General features: G+C 58.5%; 16 protein-coding genes. 4 read left to right on the top strand and 12 right to left on the bottom strand.

Features of this window, described 5'->3' with window-relative positions; all coding sequences use genetic code 11:
* Window positions 1–6: 6 nt before the first annotated feature.
* The gene (gene uraH, locus HU724_RS09255) at window positions 7–360 is read left to right on the top strand and encodes a hydroxyisourate hydrolase (RefSeq protein WP_041479332.1); all 354 of its coding nucleotides are present in this window, start codon (window positions 7–9) and stop codon (window positions 358–360) included.
* Window positions 361–465: 105 nt separating this feature from the next.
* Here uraH and HU724_RS09260 read toward each other — a convergent pair whose 3' ends face one another.
* The 5 genes from HU724_RS09260 to HU724_RS09280 all read right to left on the bottom strand — a co-directional run bounded on the left by HU724_RS09260 (window position 466) and on the right by HU724_RS09280 (window position 8,988).
* Window positions 466–2,322 (bottom strand): hypothetical protein, encoded by a 1,857-nt coding sequence (locus HU724_RS09260; protein ID WP_186565843.1) that lies wholly within the window; start codon window positions 2,320–2,322, stop codon window positions 466–468.
* A gap of 137 nt (window positions 2,323–2,459) precedes the next feature.
* The gene (locus HU724_RS09265; RefSeq protein WP_186565841.1) at window positions 2,460–5,975 is read right to left on the bottom strand and encodes a calcium-binding protein; all 3,516 of its coding nucleotides are present in this window, start codon (window positions 5,973–5,975) and stop codon (window positions 2,460–2,462) included.
* A 208-nt stretch (window positions 5,976–6,183) separates the two neighbouring features.
* Complete coding sequence (locus HU724_RS09270) at window positions 6,184–6,813, bottom strand: LysE family translocator (protein WP_186565839.1); 630 nt, start codon at window positions 6,811–6,813, stop codon at window positions 6,184–6,186.
* An 85-nt stretch (window positions 6,814–6,898) separates the two neighbouring features.
* A complete protein-coding gene (locus tag HU724_RS09275) occupies window positions 6,899–8,248 on the bottom strand; it encodes an NCS2 family permease (RefSeq protein WP_186565837.1) in 1,350 nt (449 codons plus the stop codon).
* 293 nt (window positions 8,249–8,541) lie between these two features.
* Window positions 8,542–8,988, bottom strand: coding sequence for a MarR family winged helix-turn-helix transcriptional regulator (locus tag HU724_RS09280; protein ID WP_186565835.1), 447 nt, complete (start codon window positions 8,986–8,988; stop codon window positions 8,542–8,544).
* 81 nt (window positions 8,989–9,069) lie between these two features.
* Between HU724_RS09280 and HU724_RS09285 the strand changes: the two genes are divergently transcribed.
* A complete protein-coding gene (locus HU724_RS09285) occupies window positions 9,070–10,236 on the top strand; it encodes an aminotransferase-like domain-containing protein (protein WP_186565833.1) in 1,167 nt (388 codons plus the stop codon).
* Between the two features lie 137 nt (window positions 10,237–10,373).
* Here the strand turns inward: HU724_RS09285 and HU724_RS09290 are convergent, their stop codons facing one another.
* The 5 genes from HU724_RS09290 to HU724_RS09310 all read right to left on the bottom strand — a co-directional run bounded on the left by HU724_RS09290 (window position 10,374) and on the right by HU724_RS09310 (window position 13,145).
* Window positions 10,374–10,745: a glutathione S-transferase N-terminal domain-containing protein gene (locus HU724_RS09290; RefSeq protein ID WP_186565831.1), complete on the bottom strand. Its 372-nt coding sequence runs from the start codon at window positions 10,743–10,745 to the stop codon at window positions 10,374–10,376.
* Between the two features lie 103 nt (window positions 10,746–10,848).
* Window positions 10,849–11,394 (bottom strand): GTP cyclohydrolase I FolE, encoded by a 546-nt coding sequence (folE, locus tag HU724_RS09295; protein ID WP_016773769.1) that lies wholly within the window; start codon window positions 11,392–11,394, stop codon window positions 10,849–10,851.
* Window positions 11,395–11,471: 77 nt separating this feature from the next.
* Window positions 11,472–12,029 carry a Smr/MutS family protein gene (locus tag HU724_RS09300; RefSeq protein ID WP_016773770.1) on the bottom strand — a complete coding sequence of 186 codons (558 nt, stop codon included), beginning with the start codon at window positions 12,027–12,029 and terminating at the stop codon, window positions 11,472–11,474.
* Window positions 12,030–12,103: 74 nt separating this feature from the next.
* The gene (locus tag HU724_RS09305) at window positions 12,104–12,424 is read right to left on the bottom strand and encodes a hypothetical protein (protein ID WP_016773771.1); all 321 of its coding nucleotides are present in this window, start codon (window positions 12,422–12,424) and stop codon (window positions 12,104–12,106) included.
* Between the two features lie 130 nt (window positions 12,425–12,554).
* Window positions 12,555–13,145, bottom strand: a complete 591-nt coding sequence (locus HU724_RS09310) for a cysteine hydrolase family protein (protein WP_016773772.1) — start codon at window positions 13,143–13,145, stop codon at window positions 12,555–12,557.
* A gap of 239 nt (window positions 13,146–13,384) precedes the next feature.
* On the opposite strand from HU724_RS09310, the gene prmB reads away from it, so the two are divergent.
* On the top strand, window positions 13,385–14,293 hold the full coding sequence (gene prmB, locus HU724_RS09315) for a 50S ribosomal protein L3 N(5)-glutamine methyltransferase (protein WP_186565829.1): 909 nt from the start codon (window positions 13,385–13,387) through the stop codon (window positions 14,291–14,293).
* 58 nt (window positions 14,294–14,351) lie between these two features.
* On the opposite strand, the gene HU724_RS09320 is transcribed toward prmB, so the two are convergent.
* Both HU724_RS09320 and HU724_RS09325 read right to left on the bottom strand, forming a co-directional pair.
* Window positions 14,352–15,143, bottom strand: coding sequence for a hypothetical protein (locus HU724_RS09320; protein ID WP_125918579.1), 792 nt, complete (start codon window positions 15,141–15,143; stop codon window positions 14,352–14,354).
* Window positions 15,144–15,242: 99 nt separating this feature from the next.
* Window positions 15,243–16,196, bottom strand: coding sequence for an alpha/beta hydrolase (locus HU724_RS09325; RefSeq protein ID WP_051600636.1), 954 nt, complete (start codon window positions 16,194–16,196; stop codon window positions 15,243–15,245).
* A gap of 130 nt (window positions 16,197–16,326) precedes the next feature.
* Here HU724_RS09325 and aroC point away from each other — a divergent pair, with 130 nt between their 5' ends.
* On the top strand, window positions 16,327–17,418 hold the full coding sequence (gene aroC / locus HU724_RS09330; protein ID WP_024012223.1) for a chorismate synthase: 1,092 nt from the start codon (window positions 16,327–16,329) through the stop codon (window positions 17,416–17,418).
* Window positions 17,419–17,442 lie beyond the last annotated feature (24 nt).

Below are 17,442 nucleotides of genomic sequence, written 5' to 3' on the forward strand. Positions count from 1 at the left end.
GAATCAATGGGACGTTTGACAACACACGTTTTGGACGCTGCACACGGTTGCCCGGGCAGCTCGATCAAGGTCGAGCTGTACCGCGTTGAAGGATCGCACCTGGAATTGGTCGCCAGTGCGACAACCAACAGCGATGGCCGGGTCGATGCGCCGTTGCTGCAAGGCGACGATTATCGCACCGGGGTTTATCAGGTGCAGTTTCATGCCGGCGATTACTACCGCGCCCGTGGCGTACAACTGCCCGAGCCGGCGTTTCTCGATGTCGTCGTACTGCGTTTCGGCATTTCCGCCGAGCAGGAGCACTATCACGTGCCCCTGCTGATTTCGCCTTACAGCTATTCCACGTATCGGGGCAGCTGACCCCCAAGCAGCTGCCCCCACCGGGAAGCGACTGCGCATATAGCTTCTTTGGTCTTTCGCCCGCTCACACTGCGGGCTTTTTTTTGATCAACCGCAGCGTCGCCTTCAGCGCTCCCGGATAATGAATACCGAATCCGGAATGCCGTCGACTTTCAGCACACCGCCAATCAGCCACGTCACTTTGTGTTGCGCGGCAGCGACGGTCAGCGCCGCAAAAGCCTCGGCACCAATCCTGGCGGGCAGACTCGGTTCTGTCAGTTCATTGCCCGGTGTGTGAGACAGGCCAGCCTGATCGACACTGCCCAGTTTCAGAAAGAACACCCGATCATGGTTCGCGCGCTTGAACACCAGCGTCGGCACCCGATGCTCGTATGTCAGCGGAAACACTTCATAACCGCTGCGCACCAGCAATGCGCCGAGCAGGCGCCGCAGATTCAGCTCCGTCGGATAGGTTTTGTAGTGAGCCCATTCGACGGCAAAACGCTGCGGGTCGAACGTCAACCGCTGCAATTCGCTGTCGGCTTGCGAGGGCATGGGAATCAACCTCTTCCCCCTGACTTCGATATCGGGGGCCACGGCCAGCATGCTCACAGGGTCGGCAAATTCCGGCGCGGTGGAAAATGGTCGTTGTTTCCATTGATTCAGCGCGGTATGGATGTTCACCAACCCGGTACCAGTGATGGTCAAAGAGTGGTCGGCGAGCTCGAACAGGCGTCTGGCGACGGCCCGGGCAGTGTGGTCGGAAAAATCGGGAAACGCTTGGCCAACAGTTGTCGAAATCGGCGCTTCGAAAAAACGTTTGCCGGGATGAATTTCTCCTGGGTCGTTGCCGATTCGGAACGTGGCCACCGGTTGCAGCTGCGGTGCGGTCCGTAACATGTGCTCGAAAGAGTTGAAGTCTGTCGGGAAAAAATCCGGATGGAGAACGAAATACACTTTTGGTGCCGGATTGGAGCCCACGGGCACGATGGGGTAGTGCAGCCAGCCCAGTTGCACGGATGGCACGGCGGGAGGCGTATTCAAACGGCCCCAGGGCAACCAGAAATAAGGCGTCTGGTCGCTTTGTTCAGGAGACGGGCGAGCCAATGTCTGCGCTGGCTCGGCAAGCCGTGGCCGCTTGCTCGGGCCGGGTATTGCGTCGTCGGGCTCGGTAGGTCGAGGACGGCTGGCGAGCGCGGTCTCGGTCCATGCGAAGACAGCAGGTTTTCGCCGCCAGAATACCGTGCCGGCAATCTGTTCGAAGAAAATCGGCGGCGCGTCGTTTGTCGACGCGAAGGCTTGCTGATACTCGCCGGCCGTGTTTTTACGGACCATGACGGTGCCATCTACCGTGGTGACGAAAGTCTGCTTGAGCTTGTTGTAACGCAGCCCATCGGTGGCGAGCTCAGGTTTGGTCAGTGTGTTGGCGTCGGCGGCGGAAAGGTACGAAGGGCTTAGCGATGCAGCTGGCGTTATGCCGCGAACCGACGCGGATTGCCCGTCCGGACGCTGGATGCGCCAACTCGCCTGGCCTTCGATCCTCGTCAGCAGCGGACCGGCAATGCCGGGGGCAAAGCTCAACGGTAAGTAATAGTTGCCCTGCAGATTCTGTTCCACAGCAAATCGGCCTTCGCCACCGATTTGCGCATAGGTGCGTTGATCAGGCCCGGTAAAAAGCCCGCTGTTCTCGGCAATGGCGGTCAACTCGTTCCAGCGTTCCTGCGGCCAGGCGATCGCACCTCGAGCGGCGTCGTGGAAGGCGAGGGCGCTGTCCGGTATCCCGCTCAGAACAACAGCAGGCTGGCGAGCGATCGAGCTGGAGGATGTGCGCGGTGTTTGCAAGTGGGTGGCTGAATCGGTGCGAGGCAGTGAGCTGTCACCGCCAATATTTGGGCTGCGACCTGAAGTTGAGGAGGCAGGCTTGGGTGTGGCGGACGAATCAGTTGCAGTGATCGTGGCAATTTTCTTGGGCGGGTTGGCCATTTCAAAAAACTCATGTAGATAAGGCGCGAGGCGCCATCAAGCGCCCCGACGCGAGAGGTGAGCGCACTCATCCCCAGCGTGGGGAAAGGGGCTGCGAGAGGTGCGTATTGGGTTGGCGAGGGTCGACCGGTTTGCGGTCAGGCTGGCGGCACGGTGATCAAGGGTCGTGGTTTGAACAGGTAAGGCGATTGATGGACACACTGATTCAGAACGCGCAGCTCGGATGATTCAATGCGCGACTTGTCTCTGCTCAGCACCCAGCCGTGCGCAGGAAATTTGTAATTCACTGCTTGCCCGTCATATGCGGCGACGATATGTCGGCCGCGCATTTCTGCATTTGCCATGAGGAGCAATGCTTCGGGCAACCCTTTGGAGGCGTCAGGCTCGGTAAAAAAACGGCCATCAATGCCGTCCAGGTACACTCGGTCGAAAGACAGGTCGACGGTATGTACAACTCCGTGTTCGGTAATCACCCGGATCTGATCGATCAAGTCCTCGCTTTCATATACGGGTAGATGGATAACGCAGGTGCCGATACGCAACTGGCTGTTTTCCAGAGAAATATCGACCTTGCCGAGTTTCGTCGCGTCAAGTTCCCACAGGGAGGAATAAGGCAGCCTGATCTCTGCGTTGGCCAGCGCGCCGGGCGTCGAAAGGCGTATCGTCATGTCGGCCACCAAGTGGATCAGATAAGTGGAACCATTGCCTTCAAGGCTTTCCATTGCGATCTGGCGGGGCGATGAGAACAGTTCGGCGCATTCGTTGTGCGAGCTCATAGCGTGAGCTTCGTTCTCTGGTAACTCGAAGAAGTACTTGCCGCTGCGCATTTTCAACGGCAGGGGAGCTACATGGGTCCAGGTCGTAAGTTTGTGAAAACCATAGTTTTGAATTTCGGGGACTAAATAGTTCTCCTGAGAAATAGTGGCGTTTGCAGCGACTCCGTCGTTGAAAATGATGACGTATTTCTGTTGTACCGGGTAAGCGATAGTCCGCAGTATTTTTTCCATATTCATGGGGTCCGTACCGCCTCGGGCGAAAGCGAGTTGAAACAATGTCACTGTCTTGTTTCCAAAGTGGTAAACAAGGTCGCACTTCACCATGAGGTCCTTGGCAGTTTCCGATTGGCGGGCCGTATACTTTTCCTCGACTTTCGTCAGCTCGTCGCTGGCATAATCCAGGTAGATTCTGGTGACTGTGTCGGTTTTTTCCGTCGAATAGAAAACGTTGTTTTGGCGAGAACGCGGAATGAAGTAGCTCTCGTTTTCATGCAAACTGATGCGGCACTCTTCCTGATAGAGAATGCTTGGCGTCCTGGGATTGCCGTACTTGATTATGGAGTAATCGATAGCCACCGGTTCCTCGGGCTCGATCATTTCAGGCAAGACAGGTTTTAGATGGAAATCGTCCCGTGTCAGGAAAGTAAGGTTGTTGTTGCTGCGCTTGTATTTATTTTCCACTTTCTCGTAGACACCGTGAATTGTGACGACGTTTTGCCTGTCCGAATAATCGAAAGTTGAAGTTATCACCAATGATCCGTTACTTATCTTCCAGCTTTCTATCAGATCCTTTGCCCAGTTCAAGACAATATGACTCGGCTGCCGGCCATCCTCGATAATGGAAAAGTGACCAATCTGATGGTCGATGAAATATTCATCGCTCCCGGCTTCTCCGGATGCGATGGCACCGCAGTGCAACAGATAGATCTGGTCGTTGCCGCCGCCTGCGGTGATAGTGTCGAATCCGCGCGATTTGATGATGTTACGGTCAGAGGTGCCGACTACAGTGCTCGCTGCAGAGTCTACAGTTTCAACATTTTCGATACTTTCAATCAGACTGTGGAAAATGTACTTCTTCCCGTCCTCTTCGGCGGCATCCGGCATTACGGTGTGCAACGTACCTGCCGATAGGTCCACGTCGTAGCCGATGTCAGGTTTCACCGGCCTGTGCAGGACGCCGCCCAGCACCAGCGTGTCATTTCCCGCACCGCCCTTGAGCTTCGAATATTCTGCAACGTTCTCGCGCTGACGGATGTGGTCCGCAGCGCCGTCAAAGACGAAGCGGTCGTCCTTATCGCCTCCGGTCAGCTCCTTTCTACCGGATTTGTAATGAAAGGCGTTGGGTTTGGCTTCGACGCCCTGAATCGAGTCCCGGCCATCGCCGATAAGCCACAGAACACCTTTATTCCCGGCGGCGGTACCCAGCTCGGCGCCGGGGGTGTCCGTGGTGACGCCAGCGCGGGCATCAATTGTGTCGTCAGCGCCTTTTATCACCGGCACCTTGACCGTTTTCCACGAGTCCTGTTTGGTCCACCAGTTACGCGTCCAGACCTCGGTCGGCTCAAGGTGTACTTGCGTTTTGCCGTTGACGATGGCTTCGGTACTGCCCTTCAGCGCACCATCGAGCAGTTTTCTCGCGGTTTCCTTCGCTTGCCGTGTGTGCTGCAGCATGGCCTTTGCCTGCGAATAGCGATCCTGGACATCCTGATCGACGTCCATCATGCAGAACGAAAACCAGCCCGAGCGCCAGCGCTCTTCGACACTCAGCTCGATGTAATCATCGATGTCATCGACGATTCGCACTGCACCGTAAACCTGGGAGCCGATCGCCAGGATCGCTCCGGCCGCCAGACCTACAGGCCCTGCGAAGGCGAAACCGGCCATTGCGGCTGCGCCGAGTATGACCGTCATGGCCGCGCTCGCGATGCTCAGTCCGGCGCTGACGTAATGGTCCATGGCTTCCTTGCCCGTCGCGTTTTCAGCGGCGTTCAACGACCTGACTGCGGTGAAGATGTCGAAGGGCAAGGTCAGCACGCCGCCGATCAGTCCACCGGAGCGACCGAGCCTGACGGCGAATCGGGTTTTGGCGAAATCCTTGTAGGCGTTCTGTCCCGCGGTGAGCATTTGCGTGGCGATCTTGTTCACCGCGACGTCAGTGGCAATGGAGGCGACTTCTGTTCCGATACCGGCGCTGTTTATTACAACTTCCGTTGTATTGTTGGTTTTAATGGCATCGACAACACCGCGCAAGCCCATGAAGATACCGAATCCCTGAATGCCGATACTCGAGCCCAGGGCCGCGTAACTCTTGGCGGCCGCCGCCCAGCGTGAATTATTCCTGGGCATGCGGGCATGACCTAGATCGAGCTTCTGCGCAGAATCAAGGAGTTGTGCCAGTTTGCCGCGGTAAGGGTGCAAATCAACATCGCTTGCCGTTGGTTCGCGAATCAGAGCAGGGGCGGTCAATGGGCGTTGGCTGGCCAATTCAAATAACAGCGTCGATAGCAGATAACCATCTCGCCCGGTAGAGGTCGTTATAAGACTTTCAATTTTCTCGGCACTAAACTGCAATGAGTTGATAAGTGAACGTCGGGGGCGGCGGAAAAATGTGTTCTGACCGTTTAGCGGTTGACCGTCAATAGTTGCGCCCAGAGCGTCCAGCGAAACTCGCGTAATCGACACTTCCCCAAGTTGTAATGGGCCAAATAGAGTGTCCACATGTTTCAGTTGGTTCGCTTTGCTGTGCGCAATGCTCAGCGTCGATTCGTTATGCTCGTTGGTTTTAAGCAGCATGTCAGTGATGACAACGCTGTCGGCGGGTTTTTTATCGTTTTTCAACGAGTCGGTAGAAATCGACGGCTCGATAAGAGTGGCCATTTGAACTTCCTTGTTCTGGCAGGTTGTTGTTTAAGCGTGGCGGGGATCTTACGGCCAGGTTTCGCAATCTGTACATCGCCGGGTTGTTGCGGTGTATTGCGCCTTGATCATTCAGCTAATCACGCTGAAGTTGATACATGACAAGCCATCGACTTTCGAATCCATTCGATAGGGATGGCTTGATAAGTTGCAATCGGTCTGGATTCGATTAGTGACTACTGAGCAAAGAAGCCGCGCCGGCGCCCCCGAAAAGGCCTGCGCTGATGCGGTTGAACCAGCTCTGGCCCTTGCCGCTGCGCAGATAGCGTGCAGCGCCATGCGCGCCCAGTCCGTAAGCCAGTTTGCAACACAGATCAAGCACCACCCACGTCGCGATCATGATCAGCAACTGCGGCAGAAACCGCTGTTGCGCACTGAGAAATTGCGGCAGAAACGCGGCGAAGAACAGGATGTCTTTCGGATTGCTCGCGCCCAACACAAAAGCGCGCCCGAACAGTGTGCGAAAGCGCGGCGCCGGTGCAGCCAGGGGCACTTCAGCGCCGACCGACGGCTGGCGCGATTGCTGCCAGCTCTGCCAGGCGAGGTAGAACAGGTAGAGTGCGCCAACGATTTTCAGCGCACTGAACAACTGTTCGGAGGCCAGCAGCAGTGCGCCGAGCCCTAGTGCCGAAGCGCTCAACAGGCAGATCGAGGCAATCACTCCGCCGAGAAATGCCGGATAGGACCGGCGCAAGCCGTAATTCAGACTGTTGCTGATCATCAGCAACGACAGCGGCCCCGGGATCAGGATCACTACCAATGCAGCGCCACTGAACAGCAGCCAGGTTTCCAGACTCATCGCTTTGCTCCTTTGTTGTTATCGAAATGCACAAAAGCCCCACCCGCGAGGGTGAGGCTGAATTGAAGCGTGAACCGCGCAGCGCTTACAGGAAGATGAACTTGGCGATGAAGATCGCGCAGAGCACCCACAGGCTGACGGAGATTTCCTTGTATTTGCCGGTGCCGGCCTTCAATGCCACATACGTGATGAAGCCCAGAGCGATGCCGTCGGCAACCGAAAAGGTCAGCGGCATCATGATCGCCGTGACGATCGCCGGAATCGCGTCAGTCGCTTCGTCCCATTCAATGTGGGCCATGCCGCCCATCATCAGCATGGCTACGTAGATCAGTGCACCTGCTGTGGCATAAGCGGGAATCATGCCAGCCAGCGGTGCGAAAAACATTGCCGCTATAAATAGCACACCCACAGTGACCGCGGTAAGACCAGTCCGACCGCCAGCGGCCACTCCAGCGGCACTTTCCACATAGCTGGTTACTGGAGGGACACCGACCACCGCGCCGAATACGCTGGACGCGCTGTCGGCTTTCATCGCCCGCGAGAGGTTTTCGATGCGCCCGTCAGCCGCGACGAGGTTGGCGCGCAGGGCAACGCCCATCAGGGTGCCGGCGGTGTCAAACATGTGCACGAAGAGGAAGGCCAGCACCACGCTGATCATGCTGACGTTGAACACGCCTGCAACGTTCATCGCCATCCAGGTCGGCGCCAGGCTCGGCGGCGCAGACATGATGCCCTCGTAGTGCACCAGGCCCAGGCCCCAGCCGGCAAGGGTGACGGTGATGATGCTGATCAGAATCGCACCGAATACGCGGTGGTAACTGAGGATCGCGATCATCAGAAAGCAGATCGCGGCGAGCAGCGGGCCGGGTTCACGCAGCGAGCCGAGTTTGATCAGCGTCGCTGGGCTGTCGACGACAATACCGGCGGTTTTAAGCCCGATCAGGCCGAGAAACAGGCCAACACCAGCGCCCATCGCAAAACGCAGACTGACCGGAATGCTGTTGAGCAGCCATTCGCGAATCCGCGAAAAGGTCAGGAACATGAACAGCACGCCCGAGACGAACACCGCGCCGAGGGCGGTTTCCCAGTTGTAGCCCATGGTGCCGACCACGGTGTAAGTGAAGAACGCATTGAGGCCCATGCCCGGTGCGAGGCCGACCGGCCAGTTGGCGTAGAGCCCCATCAACAGGCAGCCCAATGCGGCAGCGATACAGGTGGCGACGAAAGCCGCACCGTGATCGATGCCGGCATCGGCCATGATGTTCGGGTTGACGAAAATGATGTAAGCCATGGTGATGAAGGTTGTCAGACCGGCAATCAGCTCGGTCTTCACCGTGGTGCCATGCAAGCTGAGTTTGAACAGACGCTCCAGCAGGCCATTGCGTAATGGCGGCGTGAGCTCGAGCGGCGGTGCTTCGGATTTGCGGCTTTCCACAGCGAGTACTCCTCAAGAGTTTTATTGTTATTTCCAGGGCCGGACCCATGAGGGGTGGCAGCGGCCCTTTGAGGCATACGCGAATTTGTTGACCGTGTAGTCAGGAACTCGCACGCAGTGGATTATGCTTTTGTGTACAAATAAAGCAAATATTGTTTTGGGTTTTGTCGACGATTTTTTTGCTGATAGGGATATATGGCCATCCAGGATAGGTTCGCGAGCAGGCTCGCTCCCACCTTTGTAAAGCGTTCCCATGTGTTGGAGCGAGCCTGCTCGCGAAGAGGGCGGTCCTGTCATTCGAGATGTGTCTGACTGCCCCCTAACGCCAGATTCACCGCCAACCAACCATTCACCGCCGCTTCCCCTGCTTCTGCAAATACCCGCTCGAGCAATTTCACCTGCTCACGCCGCAGCGCCTGTTCGAACTTCGCACCTTCCGATGTCAGCTCCAGCAGCCGCTTACGCTTGTCCGTCTGTGAAGCGACGCTGTCGACCAGATGCATTTCCTGCAACTGGCGCAGGGGCATGTTCAACGCCTGCTTGCTCACGCCCAGCAGGGCTAGCAACTCTTTTACGCTGAGGTTCGGATAGCGCGCGATGAAAAACACGATGCGCTGATGTACCCGCGAGAGTCCGCGGCGCTCGAGCATTTCATCCGCCTTGGCCGTAAACGCCTGATAGCCGAAGAAGAACGCTTCCATGGCCTGTTGCTGACTAGTGGGGTTTTTAAGGTCAAGCATGTTGACGTACTCGCTTAAGCTGTCGTAGTTTCAGTCAACCAGTTTGACTCATTTTTTACCTGCCTCGCTACGGTGACCTCCATGGCTTTTTCCGAACGTGTCTCGCGCCTGAAAAGTTCTTTGATCCGAGAAATCCTCGCCGCCGCCCAGCGTCCAGAGGTGATGTCGTTTGCCGGCGGTTTGCCCGCTGAGACGATGTTGCCGAAGGTGGAGTGGGACGAGATGCCGCTGTCGCTGGGGCAGTACGGCATGAGCGAAGGCGAGCCGGCCTTGCGCGAGGCGCTGGCGGCAGAGGCGAGGGCGCTGGGCCTTGAATGCGAGGCGAGTCAGGTGCTGGTGGTCAGCGGCTCGCAGCAAACCCTGGATCTGGCGGCCAAGCTGTACATCGACAAGGGGACGGAAATTCTGTTGGAGGCGCCGACTTATCTGGCCGCGCTGCAAATCTTCCAGCTGTTCGGCGCCGATTGCCTGACTGTGGCGCAGGAAGCCGACGGACCTAACCTGGCGCAACTGCGCAGTCGTCTGGAACAGCACCGCCCGGCGTTTATCTACCTGATTCCGACGTTTCAGAATCCTTCCGCCGTGCGCTACAGCGAGGCCAAGCGCTCAGCGGTCGCCGCGTTGCTTGATGAATTCGGCGTCACGCTCATTGAGGACGAGCCATACCGCGAACTGACTTTCGATGGTGGCAGTGCCAAACCTATTGCGGCGCGCCTGAAAAAAGCCAGTTGGATCTACACCGGTACCGTGTCGAAAACCTTGCTGCCGGGTTTGCGTGTCGGTTATCTGATTGCCAGTCCAGACCTGTTTCCGCACCTGCTCAAGCTCAAGCAATCGGCGGACCTGCACACCAATCGCATCGGCCAATGGCAGGCCCTGCAATGGATCGGCACCGAAAAATATCAACAGCATTTAAGCGAGTTGCGTGATTTCTATCGGCAGCGGCGCGATGCGTTTCAGTTGGCGCTGGAGGAGCATTTTGCCGATCTGGCTGAGTGGAACATGCCCCAGGGCGGGCTGTTTTTTTGGCTGACGTTGAAGCAACCGCTGGATACCCGGTCATTGCTCAATGAGGCGTTGGCCAATGATGTGGCATTCATGCCCGGTGAGCCGTTCTTTCCCGAACCGGACAAGCATCACGGGCATTTGCGCTTGAACTTCAGTCACATCGATCCGTCGCGGCTGGATGAAGGGCTGAAGCGGTTGACGGCGGTGGTGCGGCGGGCGCAGATGGGAAGGGCGGCCTAGCAAAAACGCCGGCTCAAGGGCTGGCGTTGTCAGTGTGGGCCTCATCGTGAGCAGGCTCGCTCCCACAGGGCGGGATGCGTTTCAAGGGTGGGAGCGAGCCTGCTCGCGAAGGCGGCTAGCGCTCCAACCCATTAACATCAGACCGCCGCAAACCGCTTATCCAGATAATCGATAATCACCTTGGATTCATACATCCAAGTGGTTTGCCCGTTCTCTTCGATACGCAGGCAAGGCACTTTGATTCGGCCACCCTGTTCCAGCAGGGTCTGGCGATCCTGCTCGTTGTTCTTCGCGTCTTTCAGTGCCACCGGCACATTCAGACGATGCAGGGCGCGGCGGGTTTTCACGCAGAACGGGCAGGCGTGGAATTGATACAGCGCCAGATCTTTCGCCGCAGCGTCGACTTGCGCCTGAGCAGCAGCGGGGCGCTTTTTCTTGCCCGGGCGGGTAATGAAGTCGATGAAGATAACCAGTTGGCCGAGGCCGACACGAAGCGCTTTGACGAACACGTTGAAAGCCTCACGGTGCAAATGAAGAAAGGCGCGCAGCTTACCCGATTTTTCACGGGCGAAAAAAAACCGGCGATCAACGCCGGTTCTTTTCTGTTGCGAATTACTTGATGAGGCTGAGGAATTCGCTACGGGTTGCCGCGTTTTCACGGAATTCACCGAGCATCACCGACGTGATCATCGACGAATTCTGCTTTTCGACGCCGCGCATCATCATGCACATGTGCTTGGCTTCAATCACCACGGCCACGCCCAGCGCACCGGTGACTTGCATTACCGCATCGGCGATCTGGCGGCTGAGGTTTTCCTGAATCTGCAGGCGGCGCGCGTACATATCGACGATGCGCGCAACCTTCGACAGGCCCAGCACTTTGCCGCTCGGGATATAGGCGACATGCGCCTTGCCGATGAACGGCAGCAGGTGGTGTTCGCACAACGAATACAGCTCGATGTCCTTGACCAGCACCATTTCGCTGTTGTCGGAGCTGAACAGGGCACCGTTGGTGACCTCTTCGAGCGTCTGTGCATAACCGCGGCAGAGGTACTGCATGGCTTTGGCGGCACGCTTTGGCGTGTCGAGCAGGCCCTCGCGGGACACGTCCTCGCCCAATTGGCCGAGAATCGCGGTGTAATTCTGTTCCAGGGACATGAAACTACCTGTGGGGATTTTCGCAAAGGGCAAGGGTACGGTGGCGGACACAACCCTGCAAGTTCGGTGTGACGGCTTTATTCGTCGCGGCCTTCCATCATCGTCCGTTTCAGCATCACATAAACCGCGCCAGCGCCGCCGTGGCGGGCCTGGCAGGAGCAGAAACCGAGCACTTGCGCATGCTGGCGCAGCCAGGTGTTGACATGACTTTTGATCATCGGGCGCTTGCCATCCAGGCGCACGGCTTTGCCGTGCGTCACGCGCACGCAGCGGATTTCGAATTTGGTTGCCTCGGCGAGAAAGGCCCAAAGTGTCTCCCGGGCCTTTTCCACGCTCATGCCGTGCAGGTCGAGGCTGCCTTCGAACGGGATCTGCCCGACCTTGAGCTTGCGCATCTGGCTTTCCTGCACGCCATCGCGAGACCACATCAGCTCGTCTTCCGGGCCTACGTCGATCACGAACTGGTCGGACAAGCCGTCAATGATAGTGGTGTCGCTGCGCACGGTGGCGGACTGACGCAGCTTGGCGATCTGCGCGCGGTCAGCCTTGGGTTTGCCGGTGTCGGCGCGGTCGTGCTTGATCGGCTTGACGCCCTGGATCGCACTTTTGAACAGAGAAAAATCGTCGTCTTGCATGTCAGCCTCCGCGAAGGGCGGCCAGTTTAACCAAGTCGACAGAAAACGGCCCGGCAAAAAGCCAGACCGTTGGGTCAGTCGTGTTTTTTCATCAGATGCGGGGACATGTTCAGTTCCCGCGATTGCCGTGCGCGACGACGGCAGCGGCGCCACAGGGCAACGCCGAAATACAGAAACAGCAGACCGACGGCAAGCATGATTGCCGAGCCCAGCGGTGATGCGTTCAGGTCACCCAGCGCCGGCGGGCGGCCGAGCAGGCTGGCGGCGCCGGCCATCGCCAGCAGCACGCCGAACGTCGCCAGAATGGCCGAGATCGCCGCGCCAAATCGAAAACGCCAGTTGCTTTGGCCTTTGGGCCGCAAACGGCGTGCGTCAAATCCATCGGATAACTTCATTCCGACCTTCCTCAATGGTATCGGCCCTTCGACCGGGAGTTGACCGGGTTGTTCCTGAGGCTATGGCATTTGCGGCAAATCAGCGGATATAGCGGATGAGCGGCGCCGTGCACCGCTCACAAGGGCAGGATCAGATCAGGTCCTGAGTCTTGGCCAGCGTGGCGAAGTTGTCAGCCATGATCGCCATTTCCGCTTCCTGCACGCGTTCGGCGCTGAGCACGCCGCCCTTGAACGGCAGATCGCGGGTCGCGCAGGCGTCTTCGACCAGGGTGCAGCGGAAACCGAGGTTCTTCGCCGCGCGCACGGTGGTGCTGACGCTGGAGTGACTCATGAAACCGCAAACGATCAGGTCCAGCGAGCCGAGGTTCTGCAGGCGCTCGAGCAGTTCGGTGCCATGGAACGCGCTCGGCAGCAGTTTGCCGATAATGGTTTCATCGCCTTGCGGTTCCAGACCGGGGATGAATTCGCCACGTTCGCCCTGCGGGTCGAACAGGCCACCAACGGTGCCGAGATGACGCACGTGCACGATCGGCCGACCGGCGGCACGGGCTGCGGCAACCACTTGTTTGATGTTCGCGACGGCCGCGTCCATGCCGCTCAGGGCCAGCGGGCCACTGAGGTATTCCTTCTGGGCATCGATGATGACCACGGTGGCATGGCTCAGGGTGGCCGCTGCGTAACCGCGACCGCTGAGTTGAAACATCGTTTTTGGAACGGACATTCTGGGGCTCCTCGGGGTGGGGCTTTTGCGACATTGTCCTCTGGCTGAGCGGTTCTGTGAATCGCTACCATCGTAGGCGCCGTCGTTCTTGGCCTGCAGCCTTGTCAAGTTACACGTTCCGTTCAATGCCTGATGCAAAAAAAAGAAATCTCCTACCGGAACCGCACGGTTTTTCCTGCGTCGTCGTCGCGCGTTTTGGCTGCTAGAATCGCCAGTCGTTTTTTCTGGAGTTCTACGCCGTGATCACTTCCCGACTTCGTACCCTGCGCGACCACATCCGTTGGGCCGTCAGCCGCTTCCATGGGGAGGATCTGTTTTTCGGTCATGGCACCGACAACGCCTGGGACGAGGCGCGCCAGTTGGTGCTGGGCGCTTTGCACCTGCCATGGGAAATCGCCGACAGCTATCTTGATTGCGCGCTGGAAGATGACGAACTGGTCAATCTGCAGCGCTTGCTCAAGCGTCGTATCGAAGAACGTATTCCTACCGCCTATCTGCTTGGTGAAGCGTGGTTCTGCGGCATGTCGTTCATCGTCGACCAGCGTGTGCTGATTCCGCGTTCGCCGATCGGTGAGCTGATCGAAAACCGCTTTGCGCCGTGGATCGGCAGCGAGCCGGCACGAATTCTCGACCTGTGCGCGGGTTCCGGCTGCATCGGCATTGCCTGCGCTTACGAATTCCAGAATGCCGAAGTGGTGCTCGCGGACCTGTCGTTCGAAGCGCTGGAAGTGGCCAATCAGAACATTGAGCGCCATGGTGTCGATGAGCGCGTCTATACGGTGCAGGGTGATGGCTTCGATGGTTTGCCGGGTCAGCGTTTCGATCTGATCGTGTCGAACCCGCCCTACGTCGACGCCGAAGATTTCGCCGACATGCCGGACGAATATCAACATGAGCCGGAACTCGGTCTGGCCTGCGGCGATGATGGTCTGAATCTGGTCCGGCGCATGCTCGCCGAAGCGGCGGATCACCTGACCGAGAAGGGTTTGTTGATTGTCGAAGTGGGCAACAGCCAGGTGCACGTCGAGGCGTTGTACCCGGAAGTCGATTTCGCCTGGCTGGAATTCCAGCGCGGCGGGCATGGCGTGTTCATGCTGACAGCCGAGCAGTGCCGCGCGCATCAGGCCCTGTTCGCCTCCCGCGTCTAAGGTTGTGGCAGATCGTTCCCACGCAGAGCATGGGAACGATCAGTACGCGCTCAAGCCCTCAGCGGTGCGTAGCAATCCAGATCAACAACCCCGCCTGAAACACCGCAAACGCCACTAGACACGTAATGGTGAAGCGCAGCCCGGCGTCTTCGCGCTTGAACTTGCTGACTTTCTCTTCCTGCTTCTTCAGCTTCACTTCCTGCTCGGCCAGGTTCTGTTCGGCCTGCTGCAGCATCTGCGCGGCTTCAAGAATCTCGACGATCTGCAGTTTCTCGCTGTTCCAATCACCCAGCAGATCACCGACCTGAACCGCCTTGATGCTGCCTTTCAAATGCTGGGCATCGGCGTAAGCCACATCGAAACCGTGCACGCGCAGGAAATGGTCGCGGCGCAAGCGAGTGTCTTCGTTTAGCGCGTCCTTGTTGTTCAGGTCCATGCCGTCGACGGTGTAGCCGGGCCAGCGTTTTTTCGCCCAGTTGATGCCTTGCGCGGCCATGAAGCGGCCGATACCGCGATTCAGCGGTTCGATCTGCAAGCCACTGTCGGGACCGAAACTCACACGTTTGCTCGCGTGGTCGACCCAAACATCGAGATGATTTTGTTCTTTGCGCACGCGCTGATTGGGCAGTTTGATCGCCATGCGCATCAGGCTGCGTTCTTTGCTGTTGCGCTCGGCGTAACCGAATTCGACAAAGCGCAACGGCCGGCCGCCGGTGTTGCGGTCGGTCTGTAGCGGCGCCAGGCGGAGCATCTTGTGGTGCTCGGCCTGAACATCCGCCCACGGCAGTTCGACCGCTGGCGGTGCGTCTTTTTCAGCGCTGGTGTCGGGTGAAGTCTGGGTTTCAGTCATAACGGCGAGATCCTGTCCAAGCCCTGCTTGCCGCCAGACGTTGCGCTGGCGACAAAGGCTTATCGGCCGTTTTCTGTGAGGCTGGAGGGTAAAACGCAGTTAACTTGCACGAATTCCGTCAATAAATTCGATGACGGCAGCGCCCAGTTCGGCGGCCAGGGGCAAATTCGGGTCCTTGTAGGAGGCCAATTGCCGCTTCATGTCGTTGTGGACGATGCGCAGCACATGGTTCATGCCTTCGATCACCGTCAGTTGCGCGTCCGGTTTCGCCGCCTTGAGCAGCTTCGCGTCTTCGGTGCCGACCTGAATGTCGTTGCTGCCCTGGACGATCAGTGCCGGCATTTTCAGCTGGGCAAAGGCTTGCGCCGGGTCCTGACGGAACAGCGAAATCAGGTATGGCTGCACGCTCGGGCGAAAGATCACCTGCAACGGTTGCGGCACGTTGTCATCGGTGTGGCCGGCCTTGAGGCTGTCGAGCAGTTCGTTGCTGCGCAGCATCAGTGGCGGCGGCAGGCTGCGCGCCAACTGTTCGCGGATTACCTGATCGACCGGCCGCGCGCTGCCGGACAGCGAAATCACCGCCGCTGCGTCCAGCTTCGGCGCAGCGAGGCTGGCAATCAGCGCGCCTTCGCTGTGGCCGAGCAGAATCAGTTTACCGAAACGCGGATCGGCCTTGAGCTTCTGCCCCCACGCCACGGCGTCCGCCGCATAGCCCTCTACTGACAGCTCACGTTCATCGGGAGCGGCCGCCAGACTCGCCGCGACGCCGCGCTTGTCGTAGCGCACACTGGCGATGTTGTGTTTGGCCAGCACCCAGGCCAAGCGCTTGAGGCTGTCATTGCGCCCGCCGTCGGGGTTGTTTCCGTCGCGATCTGTAGGACCCGAGCCAGAAATCATCAGAACAATCGGCACCGGGCTGTCGGACTTGGGCAGCAACAGCGAGCCGAAAAGTTCGCCGCTGCCGGTGTCCAGAGTGACCGGGCGCTGTAGGACTGTCGCTTGGGCAAAGCCGGTAAAGAGGGTAAGACTCAAGATCAGAACTCGCAGCATCATCACGCCATCATTGGTCAAGGTGCCGGTTGGACTCGCCAGCACCACTAAGGTTCGAGGATGAACTACTCGGTTAGCCTGCGTATACTGGCGCGCATCAAGAATTCGGGTTTGATTTCACGGAGCGTCCTGCATGTCCGGCAATACCTACGGCAAGTTGTTCACTGTCACCACCGCTGGCGAAAGCCATGGTCCGGCGTTGGTCGCCATTGTCGACGGCTGCCCGCCGGGTCTGGAGATTTCCCTGGAAGATCTGCAGCGCGACCTCGATCGCCGCAAGCCTGGCACCAGCCGCCACACCACCCAGCGCCAGGAAGCCGATGAAGTCGAAATCCTTTCCGGCGTGTTCGAGGGCCGCACCACCGGTTGCTCGATCGGCCTGCTGATTCGCAATACCGACCAGAAGTCCAAGGACTACTCGGCGATCAAGGACCTGTTCCGCCCGGCCCACGCCGACTACACCTATCACCACAAATACGGCGAGCGCGATTATCGCGGCGGTGGCCGCAGTTCCGCGCGGGAAACCGCCATGCGCGTAGCGGCCGGTGCGATCGCCAAGAAGTATCTGGCCAGTCAGGGCATCGTCATCCGCGGTTACATGAGCCAGCTCGGCCCGATCGAAATACCGTTCAAGACCTGGGATTCGGTCGAAGAAAACGCTTTCTTCAGCCCTGACCCGGACAAGGTCCCGGAGCTGGAAGCCTACATGGACCAGTTGCGCCGCGATCAGGACTCGGTCGGGGCGAAGATTACCGTGGTCGCCGAAGGCGTGATGCCGGGTCTTGGCGAACCGATTTTCGACCGCCTCGACGCCGAACTGGCCCATGCGCTAATGAGCATCAACGCGGTCAAAGGCGTGGAGATCGGCGCCGGTTTCGCCTGTGTCGCCCAGCGCGGCACCGAACACCGCGATGAACTGACGCCGGAAGGATTCCTCAGCAACAACGCCGGCGGCATCCTCGGTGGCATCTCGTCCGGCCAGCCAATCGTTGCGCATCTGGCATTGAAACCGACCTCGAGCATTACGACGCCGGGCCGTTCGATCGACGTGAATGGCAACCCGGTCGACGTGATCACCAAGGGTCGTCACGACCCATGCGTCGGCATCCGCGCGACGCCGATCGCCGAAGCGATGATGGCCATCGTGCTGATGGATCACCTGCTGCGCCACCGTGGGCAGAACGCCGATGTGCGCGTGAGCACGCCGGTGCTGGGCCAGCTCTGATGGCTGCGCTCAAAGCCGTCGCGG

It is taken from the genome of Pseudomonas iranensis (assembly GCF_014268585.2).
Lineage (GTDB): Bacteria > Pseudomonadota > Gammaproteobacteria > Pseudomonadales > Pseudomonadaceae > Aquipseudomonas > Aquipseudomonas iranensis.